The 25,867-nt window shown below is 52.7% G+C and carries 12 protein-coding genes, 1 other RNA gene and 1 pseudogene; 7 read left to right on the top strand and 7 right to left on the bottom strand.

The features are described from left to right. Positions 1-375 precede the first annotated feature (375 nt). The gene (locus tag M8T91_RS13505; RefSeq protein WP_301414688.1) at positions 376-1,674 is read left to right on the top strand and encodes an aminotransferase class V-fold PLP-dependent enzyme; all 1,299 of its coding nucleotides are present in this window, start codon (positions 376-378) and stop codon (positions 1,672-1,674) included. Between the two features lie 474 nt (positions 1,675-2,148). Here the strand turns inward: M8T91_RS13505 and M8T91_RS13500 are convergent, their stop codons facing one another. Next, the gene (locus M8T91_RS13500; protein WP_301414687.1) at positions 2,149-2,463 is read right to left on the bottom strand and encodes a hypothetical protein; all 315 of its coding nucleotides are present in this window, start codon (positions 2,461-2,463) and stop codon (positions 2,149-2,151) included. A gap of 594 nt (positions 2,464-3,057) precedes the next feature. Between M8T91_RS13500 and M8T91_RS13495 the strand changes: the two genes are divergently transcribed. The 6 genes from M8T91_RS13495 to M8T91_RS13470 all read left to right on the top strand — a co-directional run bounded on the left by M8T91_RS13495 (position 3,058) and on the right by M8T91_RS13470 (position 17,230). Beyond that, on the top strand, positions 3,058-5,121 hold the full coding sequence (locus M8T91_RS13495; RefSeq protein ID WP_301419114.1) for a type I secretion system permease/ATPase: 2,064 nt from the start codon (positions 3,058-3,060) through the stop codon (positions 5,119-5,121). Next, positions 5,118-6,524, top strand: a complete 1,407-nt coding sequence (locus M8T91_RS13490) for an HlyD family type I secretion periplasmic adaptor subunit (protein ID WP_301414686.1) — start codon at positions 5,118-5,120, stop codon at positions 6,522-6,524. The genes M8T91_RS13495 and M8T91_RS13490 overlap by 4 nt, the downstream gene beginning before the upstream one ends. Positions 6,525-6,584: 60 nt before the next feature. Further along, positions 6,585-7,307 carry a hypothetical protein gene (locus tag M8T91_RS13485; RefSeq protein WP_301414685.1) on the top strand — a complete coding sequence of 241 codons (723 nt, stop codon included), beginning with the start codon at positions 6,585-6,587 and terminating at the stop codon, positions 7,305-7,307. 99 nt (positions 7,308-7,406) lie between these two features. Beyond that, a complete protein-coding gene (locus tag M8T91_RS13480) occupies positions 7,407-7,778 on the top strand; it encodes a beta-barrel domain-containing protein (RefSeq protein ID WP_301414684.1) in 372 nt (123 codons plus the stop codon). A gap of 60 nt (positions 7,779-7,838) precedes the next feature. Then, on the top strand, positions 7,839-8,570 hold the full coding sequence (locus M8T91_RS13475; RefSeq protein ID WP_301414683.1) for a hypothetical protein: 732 nt from the start codon (positions 7,839-7,841) through the stop codon (positions 8,568-8,570). After that, positions 8,570-17,230: a calcium-binding protein gene (locus M8T91_RS13470; RefSeq protein ID WP_301414682.1), complete on the top strand. Its 8,661-nt coding sequence runs from the start codon at positions 8,570-8,572 to the stop codon at positions 17,228-17,230. The genes M8T91_RS13475 and M8T91_RS13470 overlap by 1 nt, the downstream gene beginning before the upstream one ends. Here M8T91_RS13470 and M8T91_RS13465 read toward each other — a convergent pair. The 6 genes and pseudogenes from M8T91_RS13465 to M8T91_RS13445 all read right to left on the bottom strand — a co-directional run bounded on the left by M8T91_RS13465 (position 17,227) and on the right by M8T91_RS13445 (position 25,846). Further along, the gene (locus M8T91_RS13465; RefSeq protein WP_301414681.1) at positions 17,227-17,454 is read right to left on the bottom strand and encodes a helix-turn-helix domain-containing protein; all 228 of its coding nucleotides are present in this window, start codon (positions 17,452-17,454) and stop codon (positions 17,227-17,229) included. The two genes, M8T91_RS13470 and M8T91_RS13465, sit on opposite strands and share 4 nt — an antisense overlap. Before the next feature lie 108 nt (positions 17,455-17,562). After that, complete coding sequence (locus tag M8T91_RS13460) at positions 17,563-22,557, bottom strand: tetratricopeptide repeat protein (protein ID WP_301414680.1); 4,995 nt, start codon at positions 22,555-22,557, stop codon at positions 17,563-17,565. A 434-nt stretch (positions 22,558-22,991) separates the two neighbouring features. Next, positions 22,992-23,552: a tyrosine-type recombinase/integrase gene (locus M8T91_RS13455; RefSeq protein ID WP_301414679.1), complete on the bottom strand. Its 561-nt coding sequence runs from the start codon at positions 23,550-23,552 to the stop codon at positions 22,992-22,994. A 78-nt stretch (positions 23,553-23,630) separates the two neighbouring features. Further along, positions 23,631-23,678 (bottom strand): annotated as a pseudogene (locus tag M8T91_RS18970) (hypothetical protein); the annotation flags it as partial. Positions 23,679-24,001: 323 nt separating this feature from the next. Then, positions 24,002-24,356, bottom strand: a transfer-messenger RNA (tmRNA) gene (gene ssrA, locus M8T91_RS13450). Positions 24,357-24,499: 143 nt separating this feature from the next. Further along, the gene (locus tag M8T91_RS13445) at positions 24,500-25,846 is read right to left on the bottom strand and encodes a sodium-dependent transporter (RefSeq protein WP_301414677.1); all 1,347 of its coding nucleotides are present in this window, start codon (positions 25,844-25,846) and stop codon (positions 24,500-24,502) included. Positions 25,847-25,867: the final 21 nt, after the last annotated feature.

The raw sequence follows: 25,867 nt of genomic DNA, 5'->3' as shown, positions 1-25,867 counted from the left end.
CCACCGGGTTGCCACTCCTGAACCGCTTGTAAAGCTGTAAACAGGTGCTTGCCGAACCAACCGTAGCCTAGAGTTTTATTCGCTTGCTCAATGTCTGCGCCTCACCAACCCCGCTCTGGCTATGTCGGGATCGTCACTCCCCACGCTGTTGCACAATTTCTGCTTGTGGCAGCGCAGTAAACATTCTTTTGGGTAGTGTGTAGCGTTTCATTTTGCGACCCTGGAATTGCCCAAATTACTGGTCATCCGATTCCGCCTAAAGCCGAATCGGCAACGACAGCGGTCAAATCGAGAATAGCGGTTGCGCGTTTGGCATTCCGGTCCCTGTGGTCTATGGTGAGGGTTTATGGAATGCGTTCTGGGGGGGACACAACCGTGAAGAGAAGGGAATTTCTGCAGCGGGCGGGGCTGGCAATCGGTGCCGTCACATTGAGCGGCACCGGCGCAGCGCAAGCTGTCCCGACAAGCATCGGCACCGCCGCGACAAATTGGGACGCATTCCGCGACCTGTTTCCATTGACCCGTGACTACATCCAGTTGGCAACGTTTCTACTGGCTTCCCACCCGCGCCCGGTTGCCGAGGCCATCGAAACCCATCGCAGGGCCTTCGATGAGAACCCCGCCGAGTACTGGCACCGCCACTACAAGACCATCGATGGCAAGATCACCGACAGCGCGGCGCGCTACATGGGCGGCACCGGCAGTCACATCGCCCTCACCGACAGCACCACCATGAGCTTGGCCATGGTTTACAGCGGCCTGCAACTCGCCCCCGGTACGGAGATTCTGCAAACCACCCACGACCATTATTCCACCGATTTATCGCTGCAGTTGCGCGCCAAGCGCACCGGGGCCAGCGTTCGCCGCATCTCATTGTACGACGACCCGGCCCGGGTATCGGTGGACGGCGTCTGCAGCCGCTTGCGCGATGCCCTCCAATCCGAGACCCGGGTCTTCGCCTGCACCTGGGTGCACTCCTCTACCGGTGTCAAGCTGCCGATCAAGGCCATGTCCACCGTCATCGACGAGATCAACTCCAAGCGCGACAAGGGCGACCAGATTCTGTTCTGCGTGGACGGCGTGCACGGGTTCGGTGTTGAAAATCAGGACGTCAGCCAACTGGGCTGCGACTTCTTTATGGCCGGCACCCATAAGTGGATCTTCGGCCCGCGCGGCACCGGCGTCATCTGGGGCAACGAACGCGCCTGGTCTTTGACGCGCCCCGTGATTCCCAGCTTTAGCGAGAGCTACAGCGTCTGGCTGGGCCTGACCACGCCGGATCAGGTGCCGGTAGGCCAGCACATGACCCCGGGGGGGTTCCATTCTTTCGAGAGCCGCTGGGCCCTGCCCGCGGCCTTCGACCTGCACCTCGCCGTGGGCAAGGCGCGGGTGCAGGAGCGCATCCACGCCCTGAATACACAGACCAAGCAGGGACTCGCCGAGCTGGATCACGTCAAGCTCTATACGCCGATGTCGCCGGAACTGTCATCCGGCCTGGTATGTTTCGATGTCGATGGCATACCCCAGGTGGAGGTCGTCAAACGCCTGCGCGACAAAGGGATCATTGCCAGCGCTACGCCCTACCGCAAATCCTACGCCCGCTTCGCACCGAGCCTGCTCAACGCCCCGGCAGAGATTGACACGGCCGTGGCTGAAGTGAAGGCGATGGCTTGAAGCGCACAGGAGTTCCACGCCCCCCCGGTGTGCGAGCGAAACGTCATACCCGAGTCCAATGGGGTTGCCGTGGATTCCCTGTCGCAGTTGGGGCAAATGTGAATTCGCTAGCCGTTAAGTTTTAGTGCTTCTATTTGAGTAATTTTTCCTGGCAGCAGGGTCATTCTATCGTATTACCCGACACTTAAGATTGCTGGCCATTTTTCCATTGGTGTTTCTGCCAAATCATTCATCGTAGAATTTGCTGAAAAAACAGCATTACCGACTTGGTGCTGTATATAAAAAGGAAAAGATTACAAGAATTTTGTATTTTTATTAGACGGCTAAAACTCAAAAATAGCTGTTCACCCTGATTTTTTATACTGGAATATGCGCGCAGCGAGCATTCAAAAGGGGGAGGCTGTCTTTGTCAAAAAAAGCAGGAGTATGTGTGTTTTTTACTGTGCTCAGTAAGCTTTTAACTATGTTCATACATCATGCCCCTTTTCTGGATAAGGCTTGCTGTTTAATCGATTCCTCGTGTGAGCGCCAGTGGGTCTGCACAAGCACATTCTTTACATGGGTGAGAGTAACGGTTTTCTGAATCTGTTTTGCCGCCTCGATCAGATTGCTGTAGTTGGTCACCCCGAGCGTTAGAGTCGCTATCAATCCGTACACTAGAAGCTGGATCTGGTGGGGTTTGCTTAGATTAACCGGGATTGACCAGACAAGTAAAAACCCCGGAAACTCCACGTTTGCGGGGCTTTTGTGGGCTGTCTGAGACAGCGATTTGGTGGTGGGGAGGGACATGGGTTCAGTTCCCTATATCTCAACCGGTGAGGTCTGAGACCAGCTCCTTTGGGTGATTGCGGGTTCAAGCCAAAAGAGAAGGATACTCTTGAATCGTGGCCGCATAATTCTTGGCAAATGATAACAGGCGTAAAGGTATATCTTCAAAGTATCTCTTGAGCGGAGTGTATTATTATTTATTCCCTCCTCTTGGCAAGGGCCATGTTCTCTCAGCAGCTACCAGTGGTTCTTATCGATTGGTTCTTGAAAGCTGTGAAGTATTGGCTGGTACCGAAGTGCCGATTTGTTCTCCGATTCGCGTAGAGAGCTGATGCTCCATGACTGGAAATTGTCTAGAGGTTGATTCGAAGAGTCATTTATGTGAATCAGTTCTCGCTCCCCTCGGCTTGTGAGTACAACTAAAAAATAGTTTAGATAGATATTTGTTGTCTATTTGATTTATAGTGTGCGCAAATTATCATCCTTAGCCTACAAAAATCCAAGATGATTCAGATAGAACAAGGCTGTAGTAGGGAGTAAATATTGGAGTTGGTAGTAAAAAGAAAGGAAGGTCTTTCCTGTCTGTCCCTTATTGCGAGATTTAATCAGCTAGCAGTGGATCTTGAGCAGCTAAAGCGTGAATTTCCTGATCAGGATATGAAGGTTCATGAGGTCGTTAAAGTTGCAGATTTTCTCGGCCTGAAAGCTAAGTTATATCAGTGTAAGCGCGAGAAGCTTTCGGATTTACCTTTTCCGGTATTGTTGTTGAATCCGAAGGGTAATTGTGTGGTTCTTGGCGGGATTCGTGATGGAAAGGCTCTGTTGCAGCGGGCTGGAGATTCGAGTCCGAGCACGGTTCCCGTTGAGGATCTCTTCGTTGCAGGATCCAATCACATCGCCTTATTTTTATTCCGCAAAAAGGGGTTTCTCTCTTCAGTTCAGAAAAAATTCGATATTTCCTGGTTTATTCCTTCAATTTTAAAGTATAAGAAATTGCTCGGGCAGGTATTGCTCGCCTCTTTTTTTATACAGATGTTCGCACTGGTTACCCCGCTTTTTTTTCAGGTGGTCGTAGATAAGGTTCTCGTGCACCAGGGATTGACAACGCTGGATGTGATGGCATTGGGCTTTCTGGTTGTCTGTATTTTTGATGTGCTGCTCAATGGATTGAGGACCTATCTCTTTAGTCATACATCCAACCGTATTGATGTTGTACTGGGTTCCCGCCTGTTTGAGCACCTGTTGCGGCTGCCAATCGCTTATTTTCAAAGCCGTCGTGTCGGTGACACAGTTGCCAGGGTAAGGGAGTTGGATTCTATTCGCCAATTTATTACTGGTTCTGCCCTCACATTGTGCGTAGACCTCTTCTTTACGTTGGTGTTCTTTGCAGTAATGTTTCTTTATAGCCCAACATTGACCTGGATAGTTCTGGGTTCTTTGCCATTTTATGTGCTCCTTTCAATTATTATTACCCCGATATTGCGAAACAGGCTGCACGAAAAATTCAAGTTGGGTGCTGAGAATCAGTCGTTTTTGGTGGAAGCCTGTAATGGAGTGGAGACCCTGAAGAGTATGGCGGTGGAGCCGCAGATGCAGCGTCGTTGGGAAGAGCAACTGGCGGGCTATGTGAATGCTTCATTCAGAGCGCTGAATTTGGGCAATATCGCCAGCCAGATAGCAAGCCTGATCAACAAGCTGGTGACAATAGGCATTCTATGGGTGGGTGCCCGTTTGGTGATTTCAGGTGAACTCAGTGTTGGTATGCTGATTGCTTTTAACATGATTGCCGGGCGAGTGAGCCAGCCAATCCTCAAGTTGGTGCAGCTATGGCAGGACTTTCAACAAGCGGGCATTTCCATCAAGCGCTTGGGGGATATTCTCAATACGCCCAAAGAGGCCGGGCATGATCCCAACCGCACAACGCTGCCAGACATTCGTGGTGAGATCCGCTTCGAGCATGTGAAGTTCCGCTATGCCCCTGATCGTCCACTCGTGATTAATGATATCCACCTTACCATAAGCCCGGGTGAAGTGGTTGGTATTGTTGGGAAGTCGGGCTCGGGCAAGAGCACCCTGACCAAGCTTGTGCAGCGCCTGCATGTGCCGGAAGCCGGGCGGGTGTTGGTTGATGGTGTTGATTTGGCTCTGGTAGACCCGGCCTGGTTGCGCCAGAGAGTCGGGGTGGTATTGCAGGAGAGTTTTCTGCTCAACCGTACAGTAAGAGACAATATTGCCCTGGCAGATCCGGGTGCGTCAATGGACAAGGTGGTTGCCGCGGCAAAACAGGCCGGAGCCTATGACTTTATTCTGGAGTTGCCAGAGGGGTTTGACACTGTGGTCGGAGAGCAGGGCAGCTCTCTTTCCGGTGGGCAGAAGCAGCGTGTGGCCATCGCCCGTGCGCTGATGGCCGATCCCAGAATATTGATCTTTGATGAGGCCACAAGTGCATTGGATTATGAATCGGAAGCAATAGTACAGGCCAATATGCGCCAGATTTGCCAGGGGCGCACTGTACTGATCATTGCTCACCGTCTGTCGGCGGTTCGGGATGCAAATCGCATTGTTGTGATGGAGCAGGGACATATTGTTGAACAGGGTGGGCCCAAGCAGTTACTGCAGAAAAAAGGCCATTTTGCCCGACTCAATGCCCTGCAGTCTGGCCTGAGGAAGGTGGTATGAGCCGTTGGCGCTCCTTGTTGGACTTGCGCCGATGGATACACAGGCGCGATCCGACCCTGGATTTTGTCCCCGCGGCGCTGGAGGTGGAGCAGTCGCCGCCAAATCCTCTGGGTTTGTGGCTGATCAATACTGTTTGTCTGTTTTTTGCCATGGCAGTTCTCTGGGCCATCTTTGGCAGGATTGATATTGTCGCCGTTGCAGAGGGGACCGTGATTCCAGACGGTAAAGTCAAAACCATCCAGGCAAAAGAACTGTCTGTGGTCAGGAAGATCCATGTTGAGGAAGGCAGTCAGGTACGAGCCGGTGATCCCCTGATTACGCTCGATGCCACCAATGCCACAGCCGACAGGGAGCAGCTGATAAGCGAGTTGGAAGTATCCCGTGCCCGTTTGGTGCGGGAGCAGGTGTTTAATGCCTATTTATCCCGATTGCGAAAAGAGCGGGTTAGCGCTATGGATATGGCCCTGGGGGAACTTGAAATAGGCCTGGCCCAGGCCGGTGTGTTGCAGCAATTGCCTTTTCAGCGCACTTTGTTGAGCGGATATTTCTCCGACTACCTGTCAGAGGTGGATCTACTGGAGCAGCAGAGGAGCTCCAAACAGAAGGAACTCGGTATGTCCCGCGCGCTGGTACGGAAAGCGGAAAAGACACTGCCGATTTTAACTGAGCGTACCAATTCCCTGCGCAAGTTACTCGATCAGGAGATGGTCGCCCGAGACAGATACCTGGAGTTGGAGCAGCAGCGCATTGACGCAGAAGAGGAACTGGTGCTGGAGCGGGAGAGAATCGGTCAGTACGAGTCTCAGTTACAAGAGCTCAATCTGCAAGCTTCGGCCCTGCTGAATAACGCCTTGTATAAAAGCTATTCTCAGCAGGAGGAGCTGGAGCGCACCCTCGCGGCACAAGAGAAAGCGCTTGCCAAAGCCAGGCTGCGCAGCGAGCAACAGGTTATTCGTGCCCCCATTGCTGGCACTGTGCAGGAACTGGCAATCCATACGGAAGATGCTGTTTTGGAGCCCGCCCAGGCATTAATGCAGATAGTACCCGCAGGTAGCCGCTTGCAGGTTCAGGCCTGGGTCTTAAATAAGGATATTGGCTTTGTCAAGGAAGGGCATCCAGTCACCGTCAAGATATCCACTTATAATTTTACCAAATATGGCACCGTTTCCGGTGTGGTCACCAATCTATCGAAGGACGCGGTAATGAATGAGGAGCAGGGCTACCGATATCTGTGTGATATCGAACTCGATACCCAGATGCTGAAACAGTCGGGTCAAGGGGCGCTGCCGTTGCGGGCAGGTATGCATGTAGTGGCTGAATTAAAAACCGGTAAAAGGAATATTTATGAATATTTTACCAAGCCGGTACGGGAATCCCTGGCCAGTAGTTTTACTGAGCGATAAGGCTACTTAGGTCTGCATGCAAAACCTGAAATTAATCTTTATGACTGTACTGAGGACGTTATGTCCAGAAAATATTTTTCTCTTTCGTTAAAAATATTTGCTCTTTTGCTGTTGGTTATTATCTTCGTTGTTGCTTTGTATAAAGCAGATAAGAAGGGCAGTAAACCAGATATTGTTGAAGACCTGCCGCCAGTGGCCACTGTTGAGTATTTGAACCCTACCGAAGAATTTCCTCATGGGCGGCTGGAGAAATACCACTATCGTTACGGTACCCTAACCATAGATAGGAGTTTTGCTGCATATGGTAGCCTAAGCGAAGATGGGCTATTTGCTGAAATAAATGTGGCTTGGCCAGGATTAAAAGATGCGAAGCATTATTTTGCTTCAGATAATCGGTTGAGGATTATGTTCGAGATAAATCGCAAGCCTACAGCTGAATTTCGAGATGTATATGATACTGTTTACAAGGACTTGGATGCCTTTGGTGGTCGGGATTATAGTTATATAGATTTTATTGGTTATAGGCGAAAGAACGGCTGGGTCTATATTGCTTCCGACTCTGAGTTGAAAATGCCGCAGCATACACCAGTGGCGATATATTGTTCAGATCATACAACTATATCTTTGCCTTCTGATCGGAGGGTTGAGCGTTGCTTTTATGCTTTTGTGTTTGATAAAGATTTAAAGGCTGGGGTGCGTTTTAGTAAGCCTCTGATGGAAAATTTTTTTCAGGTCCATAAAGATCTAACCACTTTTTTGGAGTCAATAAGGGAGAGTAACTAATGGCTTTTGTTTTTAATAAAGATCAGCGGCAAAGAATTAAAGCGACAGTTGATAAAGTAGTAGAAAATGATCTGGCGTGCTGGAGCCCGCCCAGGATTAATGCAGATAGTACCCGCAGGTAGTCGCTTGCAGGTTCAGGCCTGGGTTTTAAATAAGGATATCGGTTTTGTGAAAGAGGGGCATCCAGTCACCATCAAGGTATCAATCAACAATTTTACCAAATATGACACCTTTTCCGGTGTGGTCACCAATCTATCGAAGGACGCGGTAATGAATGAGGGGCAGGGCTACCGATATCTGTGCGATATCGAACTCGATACCCAGATGCTGAAACAGTCGAGTCAAGGGGCGCTGCCGTTGCGGGCAGGTATGTATGTAGTGGCTGAAGTAAAAACCGGTAAAAGGAATATTTATGAATATTTTACCAAGCCGGTACGAGAATCCCTGGCCAGTAGTTTTACTGAGCGATAAGGCTACTTAGGTCTGCATGCAAAACTTGAAATTAATCTTTATGACTGTACTGAGGACGTTATGTCCAGAAAATTTTTTTCTCTTTCGTTAAAGCTATTTGCTCTTTTGCTGTTGGTTATTATCTTTGTTGTTGCTTTGTATAAAGCAGATAAGAAGAACAGTAAGCCAGATATTGTTGAAGACCTGCCGCCAGTGGCTACTGTTGAGTATTTGAACCCTACCGAAGAATTTCCTCATGGGCGGCTGGAGAAATACCACTATCGTTACGGTACCCTAACCATAGATAGAAGTTTTGCTGCATATGGTAGTCTAAGCGAAGATGGGCTTTTTGCTGAAATAAATGTGGCTTGGCCAGGATTAAAAGATGCGAAGCATTATTTTGCTTCTACTAAAGATAGTCGATTGCGTATTATTTTTGAAATAAATAGAGATAGTGAGCATAATTTTCGAGATGTTTATGGTGCAAACTTTAAATTTTTAACCCCGAATGTGACACGTTCTCACAGATATCCAGGATTTGTTGGTTATAAAGTAAAAGACAATAAATGGCTGTATATTGCAACTGATCCAAAATTAGTGATGCCTCAGGGAATGCCTGTTGCGATCTCATGTTTTATAACTGAGCTTAAGGGTCGCCCTATAATTCACTTAAATGGGAATTGTCGTTACAATTTTCTATTTGATAGTGATCTGGTGGCGCAAGTCAGATTTAGTGAGTTCCTTATGAAAGATTTTTTTCAAGTCCATAAAGATCTAACCACTTTTTTGAAGTCAATAATGGAGAGTAACTAATGGCTTTTGTTTTTAATGAAGATCAGCGGCAGCGGATTCAAGCGGCAATCAATGAAATAGAAGATCAAGGTCTAGATAACTGGGAGCTGGCCTATAAGGCTGTGGTGGATGTGCTTGATGAAGCCCTTGGAACCAGGGGAGCGGTGGCTCCTGAAGATAGGTCTTATGTTGATGCCGTACATGTGTGGTTTAAGGGTGCTGTCCTGGTTAATACCGGAGTAGGGATTTTTTCCACGCTGATAAGAACTTACACAAAAAGGCAGTTGGAGCTTCATACCGGAAATACCTACAGTGATGAGCAGGTGAAAGGTAGAATGCAGAATGCTTCAAATGCTATTGCGAAAAGTGTGATTGAAAAAGGTATCCTTGACAGTGAAGAGGGTCACATACTTCCAAGAATGAATGTGATTGCAAAGCGAGATGCTGCTCAAGCCCTGGATATAGTATTTGACTCTATTGATCCTTCAGATTCTGCCAGAAATCACTTAGCAGAAGGAGGGGCAGCCTGGTCCGGGGCTATTTTATTTTCCATGTTTAATCAGCCGGGTTCGCCAACTGATGAGAGTGGCAGGCTTTTGTCCGTTGGGGATAAAAAAAGCTTCGATACGCTGGACGATTTTCGGAATATATTATTTGCTATTGAAGCTTTTTCAGTGGCGGCAAAAGAGGCTTGGGATTCTGTTGGTCCCTTTAGTGAACCTATTCGTTATGCTGATGCTGAGATCTTGGCTGACCTACTATCTTTGGATCGTGAATCTCCTTTAGGAATATTCGATGAAATTGCAGATATATTTAGTCGTGGTGCAGATCTCGCTGGTCCTGCATTGGCGGAGTGGACATGGAGTTCTCTGCTAAGAGGTATGATGTCTGGAACTGCAGCTTCTGAAGCGTTTAGCCAGGTTGCGGAATTTAATATCTACGAGCTTGTTGACAAGCTGGGTGAGTTGTATGGGTTTGAAACCAACACAAGAAGTCAGGCCGATTTTCAAGCTAATGCGAGTGCGCTATTTCATAAAATAAAACAGCAGGGTGATTTAAGTTCGGATTTCAATCTCCTCTCTGGCATGTCCGCTGATGAATTGGCTTCTAAAGCTGAGGAAAGCATTGCCTACCGCTACGCCCTGCATAATTTAGCGCCTTTTGTTCTTGGTGATGATGCGAGCGCTTATTCTGATCATAATCAAAATGGCCAGCTGGATCTTTACGATCCAAATATCGAGCAGGGCCAGATAACGGAAATGTATCTACAGGATAAAGCGAAGATGCTGTCTTTGCTGATAGAGAAAACGATTACGGAGTTAACGCCGAAGTCCGGTGAAAGGTCAGAATACCGTGATATTGCCAGTAAGACCATTGTATCTGTAGATTCCACATCCAGTGAATCGGCAAAGCAGTATGTGTTTGGGAGTAAGTCCGGTGAATCCATAGAAGGGTTGGATAATGATGATCATCTCTATGGGATGGATGGGCGCGATACGCTAAACGGGAAAAGAGGGAATGATTACCTGGAAGGCGGGCTCGGCGGCGATACCTATGTCTTTTCTTATGGTGATGGGAATGATGTTATTCTCGATATTTCCGATGGTAACACCATCATCATTGAAGGGGAAGCGCTTGGCGATTTGACCGGCGCCTCCTTTGCCAATGAAGTCTATGAAAACGACAATGGGGATATCAAGCTTGTTGAATTGGACAATGGGTTTGTGATTACCTATAAAAACGATGCGGGAGAAACTGGTACTATTACTGTGGATGGTGAAGTCGAAGACTTTGGTATTTCGCTAAATGACTATGAAGAGGAGGATACTGACCGACCTGGCAGTCCTTCAAATATGCTTCGAGTAGGTTCCGGACTTTATAAAAAAGGTGATATAACATATCACTTTTCATTTGATTATGGGCCTAGAATTTCTGGTGACTCACAGGAAAATAATTATGACCCAATCTATTTTGATGCGGATCTAATATCCAATAAACACTATAGATTTGATCCAAAAGAAAAAAATGGTAGAGCGGGCAGTTGGTATTTCATAGGTGGTGATAATGACGATACGCTAATCTCTGGCGTAAATACTTATAATCCTCACTTTTCCGGTAAAGCAGGTAATGACACGATAATTATTGGTAGCTTGGCCTGGAGCTGGGCTGCGGGTGGGGTTGGTGAGGATTATCTGGAGCACGCTGGTGGTGATACATTTATGTGGGGAGATCTCATTTGGTCACCAGATACAGAAAGTGAAGGGGATGCCGGCGCTGATGTGCTTATTAGTCATGCCAGTGGTGAGGTCTCTATGGATGGTGGAGGCCATGACGATATTCTTATTTCAACTGGCGGAGATGATGCTCACCTTGCCGGTGGTAGTGGTTCAGACTATCTCCAGAGTGGGGGCGGAGATGACCATCTCCTTGGGGATGGAGCTTTGATGATAGACGATTATACAGGCTATGAGGGAAAAGATTTTTCGTTTAAAGCATTTATGGATCTTCAAAATATTCATGATCGGAGTAAAAAGTACGACGATATTATTGATGCTGGCCAAGGTGATAATTTTGTGGTCGGTGGGGCTGGTAGTGACACGATTATTACCGGTGACGGAAATGATGAAATTTTTGGGGATATACCTCATGCGGATACATTGCCGAATTGGGAGGGAGAGCCAATACAGACTATTCCTTTGGATATGCATGGGGTCGATGTGATCTATGCGGGCGCCGGTGATGATCTGATTTTTGGTGGCGGTGGTGCCGATATGATCTATGCTGGCGCTGGTAATGATAAGGTCTGGGGTGATGACCCCCGGTTCGAGGATCTTGAAAATAACGACTATATCGACGGTGGGGAAGGTGACGATCTGTTGGTTGGTGGTAAGGGCGAGGACACCCTGCTCGGTAGTGAAGGTGAGGATGAACTCCACGGGCAGGAAGGCTCGGATCGTCTGGAGGGAGGGGCGGATTCTGATGCTCTGTATGGCGGCGAGGATGATGATGTCCTGCTTGGTGGTGAGGGGGATGATCAGCTCCAGGGGGCGGCAGGTAATGACTATCTGGATGGTGGGGCTGGGGATGACCATGTTCAGGATTACTGGAATTCACAGAGTGGCGATCATAATACGTTACTAGGTGGTGCTGGAAATGATGTACTTCACTCCGGCAATGGTACCGATTGGCTGTATGGCGGCACTGGAGCAGACTTATTGTTTGGAGGGGGTGGTGATGACACCCTGTCAGGGGACTCTGGAGCAGATATTCTTGTTGGCCAGGGAGGGAATGACTGGATCACTGGTGGGCAGGGCAACGATTATATGTTCGGCGGTGCTGGCGATGATACGTATAGTTTAAGCGTCGGTGAGGGCTTCGATAATATTAATGATAGCTCGGGCAGAAATACAGTGCATATCAGTGGCACTTCCGCGGCGAGCAGTCGTATCTACCAGCTTGGAACCTCCCTGATAGTGCACTACGGTGCAGGAAGCGGGGTTTTCCTCGCTGGCGGTTCTACAGAGATTTACCTGGATGGAGAAAAGTTAAGCAATAATGATATTACCGCGCGCTTGCAATATCAGCGCCTTGAATATGTTGTGGGTATGCAAGTAGCTGGCTCGGGTAGCAGGAATTCAGGAATAGCTTCCCGCGCGTTCTTCACGGCCAACGAGCTAACCGAGGGTCCCGAAGGCACTGCGAATGAGGATGCTGAAGCCGAAAGCGGTTCCACGATCACTGCCTGGTATGCCGGCCAGTTGATCGCGGTGGATTCTACAACCGAAGGAGTTGATCCCCTCGACCCCGCCACCTGGCTACAAAGAGGCGCCACCTCTTTAACGGGAGTTCTCAGCTATTACACCACTGAAGCCGGCGAGGTTATGGCCGGGATTCCCGCTGGAGATGGTACCTATCTGGCCCCTGCGGGCGCGGCCATGGAGCATGTGCTGTTGCCGGACGGCACTGTCCTTTCCCGTGAGCCCAACTTTGCTACGGAAGCCGATCTGGTAGCAACGCCGGGTGAAGTGTTCAATCTGCCCGAAGGTGCGGTGGGGGATACTTCCGGTATGAATGCCGATGACGAGATCATTGATGGAACCGTTCTGGATGACACGCTTTCTGGTGGCACCGGTATGGATTTGATTCGCGGCGCAGCGGGCGTGGACAGCATTGATGGGGGTGAAGGGAACGATATTGCCTTTGGCGGAGCGGGGGGTGACACCCTGCTCGGTGCCGGCGGTGATGACTTCCTGTATGGCGATGAAGGTGCAGATACTCTACAGGGCGGTGAAGGTGATGATTACCTGGGTGGTGGTGCGGGTGAGGATCATCTCCAGGGCGGCAATGGCAATGACCTGCTGGTGGGGGGGGCGGGCAATGACATCCTGTCCGGTGGTGCGGGTTCGGACAAATACTATTTTGCATCCGGGCATGGGCAGGACACCATTGATAACAGTGGGGATAGCGGCTTTAGCACTATTGCCTTTGCCGATGAAATCAGCCCCTATGGTGTTGAGGTGCTTCGCAGTGGTGACGACCTTATTCTTGAGGTCGGCGAAGCCGGCGATTCAGTGACGGTTACCGATTTCTTTGTCAACGATGCATCTACGGTTAATGCGATTGATCAAATTGAATTTTATGGTGGCGATACGGTTTGGAGTGTGGACCATATCAAAGCCCTGGCACTGATCGGGGATGATAAGGATAACATCCTGCGAGGGTACAACAACAGTGATGACACCCTTATTGGTGGTGCCGGTAACGATGTGCTCACCGGCGGCGCTGGCCAGGACCGCCTGGAAGGTGGCAGAGGGGATGATACCTTGCAAGGTGGTTCCGGGGATGACGTCTACCAGGTCAATCTGGGCGAAGGCCACGATCAGATTATTGAGGCAAGCGGGGAAAGCAACCAGCTGCAGTTTGGCGCAGAAGTACTTCCAGAAGCTGTGAAGGCCATACGCACTGGAAACGACCTGGTGCTTTCTGTTGATGCTGGAAGCGGTTCGGTGACCGTGGCCAATTATTTTACGGCTGCAGGCGAAACGGTTTCTTTAATTGGCTTTGCCGATGGAACCAGCTGGGACTCAGCCCAGGTGAGACAATTGGTGCTAACAGGCACAGAAGCCGCAGATACCATTGCCGGTTATGAATCGGATGACACTCTTAATGGAGAGACAGGCAATGACCTGCTCACAGGTAATGGTGGCAGCGACACCTATCTGTTCTCCACTGGGGATGGTCAGGATCAGATTGTGACTGGAGAGCAGGACACGGCAACGACAGAAACGATTCGTTTTGATGATACGGTCATGGAGTCCTCCGTCTCTGTTGGTCGTAGCGGAAATGATATCGTTCTGCATTACGGTGCGGAAGACTCGGTAACCGTGAAAAACTTCTTTGTTGCCGAGGGTGCCTCTGTTTCGGCGGTCGATCGCGTGGAATTCAGCTCCGGAACGGTATGGACACTGGAGGATCTGAAGGCCAAAGTTCTGATCGGTGATGCTGGGTCCAATACCATTGAGGGATATAGCTCAGGGGATCTCCTGATTGGTGATACCGGCAATGACACCCTGCGGGGTGGTAATGGTAACGATACTTACCGTTTCTCTGCCGGTGATGGCGCTGATCTGATAGAAGATACGGCAGGTGAGCAGGATCGCATCGCATTTACCGATGTGAATCCTGAGGAGGTTCTGCTGCGCCGGGATGGCAATGATCTAGTCATTACCAATACCACGAATTCAGACACTATTCGCGTGCGTGACCAGTTTGCGACCATGGCAGCGGTGGTGAGTGCATCAGGAATCAACAGTATTGCCTTTGCCGACGGTTCAGTCTGGGATTACGAGCAAATCAAACAGGGGGCACTGGCCGGTACAGATAGTGCGGACGATATTTTTGGTCATGCAGATGGGGATAACATCCATACTGGTGAAGGCGATGATACTGTCCATGGTGGTCTGGGCAATGACCGTATTTACGGTGAGCTTGGAGCGGACACCCTTTATGGGGATGCCGGCGATGATACCGTTTTTGGCGGAGCTGGTCAGGATCAACTGTTCGGTAACAGCGGTAATGATGAAATCCATGGTGGCGAGAATGCCGATACTATTTACGGAGGCAACGGTAATGATCTTCTCCATGGCGATCAAGGTAACGATGTTATCGAAGATTACTCAGGGGTAAATACGCTGTATGGCGGAATTGGAGATGACCAGCTTAGTGGCAGAGGTGACCTGTTTGGAGATGCTGGTGCGGATATGTTGACGGGCACCGGCTTGTTAAATGGTGGTGATGGCGACGACCATATTAGTGGCGAAGGGAGCGATACCCTGATTGGCGGTGCAGGTAATGATGTGATTTCTGCTTTCAGCGACGCTTTTACCCAAAATAACAATATTCTTGAGGGCGGTACTGGCAACGATACTCTGTTCGGTGGGTTTGGTGATGATGAATATCGTTTTAACCTGGGTGATGGGCAAGACATTCTCACCGAGCGTCGCGCGGGAGAGGACTGGAGCAATGTGGATGCCTCATCGGATACGATTCACTTTGGTGTCGGCATTTCCCAGGCGGATTTGGAGTTCGAGCGCCATAACAATGACCTGCACATTACTCATGGCAATGGCACTGATGCGATTCGTATTACTGACTGGTATAGCGGACTGACGGATCATCATAAAGTTAATGCAATACGCTTCGATGATGGCTCCAGCCTTGATCTGGCAGGAATTGAAAGCCTGGTGACTACCTATGGCACTTCTGCCAACGATACCCTTACTGGCTATCGGGCGTTGTCTGATTCAATTCGCGCAGGTGCTGGTGATGATCAGGTCTGGGGCAGAAACGGCGATGATATCCTTTATGGTGAGTCTGGTAACGACTACCTGGATGGTGATGCTGGCGATGATCGGCTCGACGGTGGCTTGGGCAACGACACCCTGGTTGGCCGGGTGGGTTCGGATACCCTGGTTGGTGGTGCTGGCGATGATCGTTATATCTATTTGCCGGGTTCCGGTAAAGATGTGATCGACAACAGCGGTGGCGGTGTTGATCGGCTGTTCTTTAACGATGGGATAGGCAAGGATCGACTGAGCTTTCAGCGCGCTGGGGACGACCTGTTAATTCTCGTCGATGATGATTCCGACCAGTCTGTCCGTGTAACCAATCATTTCCTTGGCGGTGACTATGCGATTGATTACGTACAGCCGGATGGTGACTTCTCCATTGATGCAGCGGCGATCAATCAGATGGTTGCAGCCGGTGGCAGTAGCTTCGATTCGATCGTTGAAGGGACTGCGAACGGTGAGCAATTAGCCGGTACGGCTGCTAATGACCAAATCAGCGGGCTTGCCGGAGACGATACCTTGTTTGGTTTGGGCGGTCATGATGAGTTACTGGGTGGAGACGGTAATGACCGGCTTTACGGTGGTAATGGCACCGGTAGTGGCTCTGGTGACGACACTCTGATCGGAGGTAAAGGCAACGATATCCTATCTGGCGGTGATGGTGATGACACACTTACAGGTGGCCTGGGTGATGATCACTATTACTACGGGGCCAATGGGGGTGTGGATACGATCGATAATTCCGGCGGCGGCACCGATTGGATTCTCTTTAGCGATGGGATAACAAGAGAGCAGTTAAGCTTTCACCAGGAGGGAGAGGATCTTTTGATACTGGTTGACTCGGATATCGATCAGCAGATTCGGGTTGTTGATCATTTCCTGGGTGGCGACAATGCCATCAGCTTTGTACAACCCAATGATGGCGGTTTTGCCATTATGGCCGCAAGTATCCCGGCGCTCATTGAGGCTCTGCCAACAGAGGGTGGCGGTGATACGGATGGTGGTGGTATGACGTTTGATAAGGTTATTGAGGGTACAGCAAGCGCTGAACAACTAGTGGGTACCTCTGACAATGACCAAATTAAAGGTTTTGAGGGAGGAGATACAGTATTTGGTTTGGGTGGGGATGATGAGCTGCTTGGCGGAGCTGGAAACGACCATCTTATTGGTGGAAATGGCTCCGGTAGCGGTTCTGGCAACGATACTCTGTTTGGTGGAGAGGGGAACGATATTCTTTCCGGAGAGGATGGCAATGACCGATTAACGGGTGGTTTGGGGGATGACCACTACTACTATGGTGCTAACGGTGGTATCGATACTATTGACAATACCGGCGGTGGATTCGATGGAATTCTCTTTCTCGATGACATAGCGAGAGAACAGCTGAGCTTCCATCAGGAGGGGGAGGATCTTTTGATTTTGGTTGACTCAGACATGGGCCAGCAGGTCCGGGTGATTGATCACTTCCTTGGAGGTGATAGCGCAATCAGTTTTGTACAGCCCAATGACGGTGGCTTTGCCATTTCATCTTCAAGCTTTTCCGGCCTGTTGGTACCTCTCCCATCCGAAGGAGCCAGCTCAAGTATGGATCTGGCTGCCAGTGAGCAGATACCTGTTAGCGAACAAGAAATTGTTGCTAATCAGGGCTTGGGAGCTGAACAGCGGCTGGATTTGTCAAGTGCTGCTGATGAGGCGGTACATGCCAATATAGTGGATGGCCTGGTGAATGCCATGGCGACGCTTGGTGGTACGTCTATGGGAGAAGCGCAATTTTCTCGGGATATGAAAGATGACGCAGAAACCGTGATCGCTTGCCATTTCCAAGTCGCTTAATGAAAAGGGCGGCCACTTTGGCCGCCCTTTTTCAGCTTAGCCAATACTGGCAATGCCGATACAGGTATCTGTCGCCTTGCCACTTCATAGGAATTAACCGTTTGCTGGGACACGCCCAGGGCCTCAGCCATTTGTATCTGGGTAATCTCCTGTGTTTTGCGCTGCTCAGCAATATGGGCGCCAAGCTGAACAAGAAACGCATGTTCATCTGTTGGAATCGCCATTGTTGCTACCTCAAGCAGCTTAACGTGCTGCAAAGGAAATAGGGTGTTTTTTTACTAGAGAAGCAAGGAGAGTACAATCTTTGCAACAGAACCCAGCGTGAGTGCGGTTCACAGGTGATTGGACAGACGCCATAGCCAGAATAGTTTTTTCAATCCGGTCTGTTGCAAGCCGTCCTTGAGGCGTGCGCGCAGGCGGCGCTTCCACTGTTTGGCTATTTCCGCATTGCCGGTCTGCTGGAAGTAGTGCTGGGCGCCGCGCAGCTTAGGGCTCACTTCGCTATAGCAGTCCACAAAATTCCCGTCTCCAAGTTCGGAAAGCACCTGGCTCAGGGCCAGGGCGTAGCTGCTGAATCCATCCAGATCGCCCAGTGGCGCGTGTTCAAGCAGTTCGGCGGCCTCCAGGTCTCCCTCCAGCATCCTGTCGATGGTGTGGATGCAGATGATATCCCCGCGCAAGTTGTCGTCGGGGAGTTGGTAGGCTTCCGCCATTATCTCCCTGCCGGTGCCGTAGTCACCGCTCTGGCGGAAGCTGAGGCTGGCGAAGTACAGGATCCAGGCTTGCAACTCCGCCTGCTGGCGCCAGTTGGAAAACCAGTTCTTTGCCCGATACCACTGCCCCTGGCGGAATAGGAGCATACCGTAGGTGCCCCAGTTCACGGGATTGCCGGCGATCAGTGACTCCAGTCTGTCGACGAAGCTGCCGGAGGGCTTTTCGTCGCGGCGCAACAGTTGATCGAGGTAGCACTCCAGGGAGCGCTGGGTAAAGGCGTCCGCCTGTGTGAGTTTGCGGAACTGCCGCTCGAACCTGCGCTTGCCGAACTGCAGCAGTTGGTACTTCGCAAAACGGTAGCCGGCATAGGGGTGCAGGGTTTTGTCCTGGGCCCGCAGCGCTTCTATCCTCTCCGCTGCGGCCTGTTTCAGTTTGCCGCCGACAAGCACCTGCCAGCCGGTGCGGATGACCCAGTCGTTGGAGTCTCGGTGTTGCAGCAGTCGCTCCCAAAGCGCCAGCAGGGCATCGGACTCTCTCTCCTCTGCTGCACAGATCTGCAACTCGCGGGTAAGCACAAAGGCATCCTCGCCATGCTGTTTGATCAGGTCCACCACCTCGCGCGCGCGGGGCCAGTCCCGGCTTTCGATCAGCAGATCCAGATAGGTGAGACCGTTGTACTGGTTGGAGGGCTCCGCCTCGAAAGCCCGTTCCAGCAGTGGCAGGATTTCTTTTTCGCCTGCTTCCAGCTTCTGCAGGCCCTCTGCCACGAAGGTGAGAACCGAGGCGTCATTGGGGTGGAGAGCGCGACACTGTTGCAGGGCCTCTCGGGCGCTGTCTTTTTCTCCCCACTCCAGCGCCCAGTTGGCCAGCAGGCGCCAGCCTTCGTAATGGTAGGGTGCGGCGGCAGTGACCTCGCGGATCTCTTTTAGCGCCTGGCCCCTTTTGCCTTGCTGGCGTGCCAGCAGGGCGCGGCTGGTACGGATTTCGAGGGGGATTTTGCCCCTCCAGTAGTCGGCGCCACATAATGTACAGGCGCGTTCAAACTCGCCGCATTCCGCCAGGGCCTCGATATACCGCTCGACAATTTCGATCGTATGGGGCTGGTTATCGGCAAAGGCGGCCAGTAGCTGCGCTCTCTCGCGCGGGTCTTCCCGAAACTCAGCATCTATCCCGACCAACATGGCGCTGTTGGGGAAATTCCGCCGCGCCTCGGCCATACGGCGGCCGGGCACCTGCACGTCTCCCAGTTCCCGTGACCACTGGAAAAACTTACGCCAGGCCCAGCCGTAGAAGGGAGATAGCTCTATGCATTTGCCGATTTCATCCACGGCCCGCTGCCGCTCGCCGCGACGCCACAGCAGGTCGGCCAGGTAGCCGCGCGGCACTGGGTCGCGGGGGAGGCGTTGAATGGCTGCTTCGAGGGTTTCCATGGCCTGTGAGTATTTGCCTTGATATTCGAGCAGCTCCGCCAGGTTGTTGTGCAGGTCCGCCCAATCCGGGTTGAGTTCCAGCGCCTGGCACAGACGCGCTTCGGCGGCAGGCAGGTCGCCGCGCAGGCGCTGGACTTCGGCCAGTTCCAGGTGCAGGCGCGGCAGCAAGGGGAAGCGTTTAATCGCGGTTAGCAGCGTCGCTTGGGCCTGCACCAGGTTGCCCTGCTGGCGATAGCCGTTGGCCAGTGCCAGCCAGCACTGCCACAGGTCCGGCCGTTGTTGCAGGGCCAGGTGCAGGAATTTCAGCAGCTCGTCGACGGGCAGCCATTCCCGGGCAATGTCCTGGTACGCGAGGACGCCGTCACCGTAGCTGACCTGCCGCATAAGCTCGCCGTAAATAAAGGCCAGCAGTTCTCTTTTTTCCTCCAGACCGTGGGCGCTTTGCAGCAGCGGCGCGAAGGCGGAGGTGCAGTCGCAGGAGTGACCGATGGCCTGTTTGAAGGCACCGGTGGCAGCGTCACTCTGTTGTCGCAGCTGGTATACCTGGCCGAGTTGGACCCAGGCATCGGTATCGGTGCGGGATATGCGAGTGGCTTCGCGGGCGTATTCCAGGGCTTCGTCCAGGCGGGCGCGCTGGGTACAAAGGTGGGCCAGGCGCACGTAGGCCCAGTTGTCGTCCGGGTGACTGTCGATCAACTGCCGGCAGCAGTCTTCGATCCGCTCCACTTCGTCATCCGCCAGCCAGGTGAGACGCATGCGCTGTAAGCGGTAGTTGCCGGGATAGGTTTCGATTTTCCTGTCGAGAAAATCGATGGCTTGGTTGTATTGGTCCTGCTCCGTATAGAGCCGCACTATAGTGTTGCAGGCGTCGTAGTTAAGCGGCTCCGTCTGCAGTACCTGTTGCCACAGGGCGATGGCCTTATCCCGCCGTTGCCGGTCTGCGTGGATCTCCGCCACCAGGGCCAGGTGGTGGCTCTTGTTGGCGAAAGGTTTCGCTTTGCCTGCCAACGCTTCCGCCTCGGCTGCACGGTTGAGATAAAGCAGGCGGCGCGCGGTGAACAACATCAGATCACCATCTTGCGAGCGCAGCTCTATGCCGGTGTGCAAAATCTCCAGTCCCTCTTCGGCGCGGTTCAGTGCGTCCAGGGCATGGAACAGGGAAATGGCGGGGCCGGAGGACTTTTTGCCAAATCGCCGGAAGCGGTCGCGCAGGAATTCCAACGCCGTATCCGTGCGCCGCAGGAAGCGTTCCGCCTTGAAATAACTGTCGGCGTAGCCCTCCCAGGTTTCTTCCAGGCAGGTGACGAAGCGGTAGAGGGTACAGGCGCTTTCGTATTCTCCCCTGTCCCACAAATGGCCGGCGCGCGCATAGAGTGTCTGCGGGTGCAGTGGGTTCCGTCGCAGCAGGTTTGACAGGAGCTTTTCCACCCGTTCGTCGTTGCGGTGATCGAAACGCAGGCTGTCGGCCAGGTGGCTGCGTATCAGGAAGTGGGCCTCGCTGTTTTTTTCCAGCGCTTCCATGTAATTCAGGGATTCCGTCGCCGCATCCAGGCGCGACAGGGTCTGAATCTTTGCCAGTTGCAGGTTGATGTCGTCGGGAAACTGCTCCAGCAACTGTTCAGTAAGCTGCAGGATTCTGCCGTCGTCCTGGACATAGTAGGCGAGGTCTAATTGTGCGCGCAGGGTGAGGCGGTGCCGTGCATCCCGCGTCTGCATTTTATCGGCGATGGCACAAGCGGCAGCGTGGTCGTGCTTTTTCAGTTGCCGTTGCAGCTGGAAGCTATCGTCGTAAAGGGGTGCCGAGCGCAGCTGCAGCCCCTCGAGCCGTTGAGCCTCTTTAGCGGGCACTGCGGCCGTACAGCGGGGTCCGCTGGCGGCGTAGTAGCGCTCGCTCTCTTCGATCAGGATCTCCTGCAGGCGCGGGTGTGAGGGGTCCCGCAACAGGTAGGTGCCGGTGGCGCGGTCGTAGCCGGCGATTACCTGCAGGTGTGCGCTGCCGGGTTCGACGGTGCTGAGCAGCACGGGGATCTCCCGGTCGATCAACTGCTTGAGCTGCGGGAAATTGAGATCGAACTCGATGGTCCGCCAGCCCTGTTTTTCCAGCCAGGCGCGCTCGTCGTAATTGGAAGTGCCGTTGTAGCAGATGGCTTCGGCGATTTCGTCCTGGTCCGCGGCCTGGCCCCAGAAGCGCTGCACCGCGGCCATGCTGGCGGGCGCGCAGGTCATATGGCGCTGCTGGATATAGGGCAGTTCCAGTATCCTGCGCTCGCTCTTGTCGCCGCGCTTGCGGATGGATTCGGATATCCGCTGGTGGTAGAAGCTTTTCTGCTCCAGGTAGGGCAGGGCGGCGTCGTAATCGCCACGTGTACAGTGGTAGTCGGCCCAGAGGTTGTCCTGTTCGCGGCGCAGGTGCTTTGGGCATCCTCGCACCATCAGCCGCTCCATTTTCTCCAGGCAGTTGAGCGCTGTATCAGACTGCCGCAGCTCGATTGCCAGCTGGCACAACTGGCGGCCCAGCGGCAGGGACTGGCTTTTTTCCCAGTAGGGCTGCAGCAGCGCCAGCGCGCGCCGGGGTTGGTCGTTGCACTGCAAGATGCCGGCGTAACAGTGGACTGCCGCCAGGTAATCGGGATCTTCGTGGTGGAGTTGTTCGGAGAATTCCAGCGCCTGTTGGTGTTGGTCGGAGTCCAGCAGTAGGTGGGCGCGGCGCAGCCTGACCCAGTTGCTGTTGTCCAGTGCCTCGGCTTCCCGCAGGCACCGGTCGGCGCTAGCAAAATCCCGGTATCTGGACAGGAGCTCCGCCTCTATACACTGGAGAAAGGCGCGGTCAGCGTCTTCCGGGAAACCCGCTTGCTCCAGTTGCCGGTATGCTTCCCAGGCCGCGAGCGGCCCCCTGCGCGCGAGGGTTGCCTGCAGGTAATAGGGGAGAATCTTCGGCTCCCGGCGGTTTCTTCGCCAGCTGCGGAAAATGATGGCATCTGCGCTGCGCCGCAACCCCAGGTTGCTCAGTGCCTTGACGGCGATAATGCGCAATTCGCTGTGCTGCCAATTGTGCAGGGGACCGAAGTCCCGCTCGGCGGTGTCGAGGGCATCCAGGTACAGGCCGCGCTTGCATAGATTGGAGTAATTATCGAGCTGCTCATGCGTGGGGCGGGCGGTTTCGTCGTCGTATTGTAATTCCATTACTGCTTTCAGTGTACGGATATCAGAGTTGGTGATTGTTATTGATAGCGGAAGTTATACCTTATTCGCAGGCGCGCAGCATCTCTATATATAAAATTCCATCCTCGTCTTAGGGCGCAGATACACGCACAAACCCCTCAAAGTCAAGGTTAGGAAAATAGGGTGTCTTTTTACTAGAGAAGCAGGGAGAGTACAATCTTTGCAACAGAACCGTCCACCACGGGATCACCTTAATTTTTCTCAATACTTTGGGTCCCTTGCTGTAGCTTCAGTTAAGCCCTCGCTGGTGCTCCAGCGCATATTGTTGGCGAAATTCGCGGCAACATCTTAATTGGTCGCTGGCGTCACAGAGTCACCAGATACTGAATTGAGATCACCCCCAATTTCGGCTCAGTTAAGTGTAACCCATTGTTTTAAGTTCGTGGTCGCACCACTCATAGAGGGAAAATGTGTGGTTGTCCCATTTTCATTTTTTCACTCGGTAGCTCAATTCGTTGCGCCTCCCACTTGATTTCCGTCCACTCCAGTTTACGCAGTACTCCAGGGCGGCAGAACAGTAGAGGGGACAATTTTAGGGCCGCTCTTACTACTGGAGCGCCTTGGTATTCGTCTATGGCGGTTAGCAGGCGCCCAACCTCAGTAGGGTCAGTAATAGCTGCCAAGTGCTTTTTCTTGGTGGGGGTGAGCGCGCCGGTCAGGTCTGTGGTAGGGTCGCGGTCGGCCCTTCCGGTGGCCACCGCAAAACGAAATACCTGGCTGGCTACTCGCTTTACCCGGTGGGCAGTCTCCAGGGTTTTCCGACTCTCAATACGACGCAGGCAACGCAGTACTTCAGGCGGGCTTATTTCGGAGATGGGACGCTTGCCCAGAAAAGGTTTTAGGTCACGTTCTAACGCAAGATTGGCGCGGTTCTTTGAGGAGCTGGAAAGGTGGGCCATGTTGGCGACAAACCACTCATCACTAACCGCAGCGAAGCTATTGCGGTTGGCTTTCAAAGCGAATTCTTTGCGGGCGTGTTTTATATCGCGAGGGTCAACGCCTTCAGCTACATGCTGCCTAGCTTTATCACGGAGTTTACGGACGCGTTTAAGGCTCACACCGGGGTAAACCCCGAGTGCCATTTCCGTGCGTTTGCCATGCAGGCGGAAACGTAAAACTCAGCGCTTGGCCCCGGCCGGAATCACTTCAATAGTCAGCCCTTTCTCATCGGACTCGATGTACTTCTTCTCGCGGGGCTTGAGGGTGCGGATTTTGGTATCAGACAGCGGCATAGCTCACCTTCCGTGGATTTTGGACGGGTTGGACGGTGGAGTTGCTACCAACCCGTCCATCTGAGGTTGTATGCGGACGGGTTAGCTTAGATTAACTGGGATTGGTCTGATAAGCAAAAGCCCCGGAAACTCAACGCTTTCGGGGCTTTTGTGGGCTGTCTGAGACAGCGATTTGGTGGAGATGGCGGGAGTCGAACCCGCGTCCGTCAGCACTCTGCCAGAGGCTCTACATGCTTAGCTCCGTCTATTGATTTAGCCCGCTACAGCCCGGCGGTCAGGACGTAGAAGGCGAGCCTGTGTAGTGTTTAACCGATCCCCGACAGGCGCGGTTCACGGCGATCCAGTTCTGTATTACAGCCTGCAGCGCGATACTGGAACCTTGCAGCAGACTGCTAGCGGGCTTAAGCCGCTAGAGCGTAGTTGTCGTCGTTGGCAACTAGTAAAGTACAGCTTTGGATTAACGTGATTGGCTGCCATCACGGCATGCACCCAAGGTTTCGTCACCGGCGTCGAATCCAAGTCATCCCCGATCAGAAACACTCTCGTGTCGTGTCAGTATACCGCAATTGGCAGCCCGACAATACACCGGATCGGACCGCTGGACAGGCCGGTCGCTGTCTAAACTGGCGAAGCCAGTGGGAGGAGGCTCCGAAGCTGAGAGCTGATAGGTTTTAAATGACCGAATGCACAAACGCGGTCATAATAAGTAGTGGGCAGACGATGCGCACATACCAGGGCCAGATCCGCCAGAACAGGGTCTGTTCAATGTTGGGGTGACCCTTCTTCAACTCGGCGAGTAACTGGTCGCGGCGCCAGACCCAGCCGGCAAAGAGACACAGGGCGATGCCGAGCAGCGGTTGCCCGTACTCGGTACTGATGCTGACCGCCAGTCCAAACAGGGTATCGAAGTGGGTGATGATGACCGTGCTGATGCCGAAGATGATCAGACCCACCGCGGGCGTGGCGATACGTCGCGGAACTCCCAGATTCTCAATGGAAAACGCCACCGGTACCTCCAGCATGGAAATCGAGGAGGTCAGGGAAGCGATGACCATCAGGGCAAAAAAAGTGATGGCCACTACGATACCGGCTTTGCCCATGGTGTCGAACAGGGCCGGCAGCACTTGCAAAATGAGGTCGGGCCCGGCGATCAGCTCTCCGCTGGCAGAGAAAATCTGTGAGCCGGCTTCCTGGGCGACATACATGGCCGGCAAAATCAGCAGGCCGGCAGTAAAGGCGATACCCACATCGATCAGCGTCACCAGTGCCCCCAGGCGAGGCAGGCTCTCCTGCTGGCTCAGGTAGGAGCCGTAGATCAGCATGGTGCCCACCCCCAAAGACAGGGAAAAGAAGGCCTGGCCCAAAGCGGAGATCAGCAGTTTGGGGGTGAAATGACTGAAGTCCGGCATCAGGTATACCTCGAGGCCGGAAAGGGCGCCGGGCTGGGTGAGCACATACCCTATCAGCAGCAGCAACAGAATGATCAGTGAGGGCATCAGCAGGGTGGACCAGCGCTCGATCCCCTTTTCGACACCGCTGGCGATAATCAGCATGGTGAGGCCGCTGAAAATGGCGGTGAAGAGCAGATTGCGCTCGGTGCTGTTGTCTGTCAGCCACTGTGCGGCATCCTGTGCGCCGAACAGTGCAGCGAACGGTTCGGCCAGGTGGGCCACCATCCAGCCCGCTACGATGGCGTAAAAGCTGAGGATCAGCGAGGCCACCAGAATACCGCCGAAGCCGGTGAGGCCGCCGAAGAAACGGCTGACCGGCCCATTGGAGATGATGCGCAGAGCCTGCACCATATTGCGGCGCGCGTAGCGGCCTATGGTGAGTTCGGCCATCAGGGCCGGATAGGCGAGCGCAAAGGCCAGAAACAGATAGACCACCACAAAGGCGGCACCGCCATTGCCGGCGGCTTTGGTGGGGAAGCCCCAGATATTGCCGAGGCCCACGGCGGACCCCGCCGCGGCCATCAAAAAGCCAATATTGGTACTGAATTGTCCTCGCGGTGCACTCATGGTAAATCCTGTCATTATTCT

Source organism: Microbulbifer sp. MI-G, assembly GCF_030440425.1.
Taxonomy (GTDB): domain Bacteria; phylum Pseudomonadota; class Gammaproteobacteria; order Pseudomonadales; family Cellvibrionaceae; genus Microbulbifer; species Microbulbifer spongiae.
The sequence above is the reverse complement of the archived record's forward strand: the minus strand, read 5'-3'. Positions and strand labels throughout refer to the sequence as shown.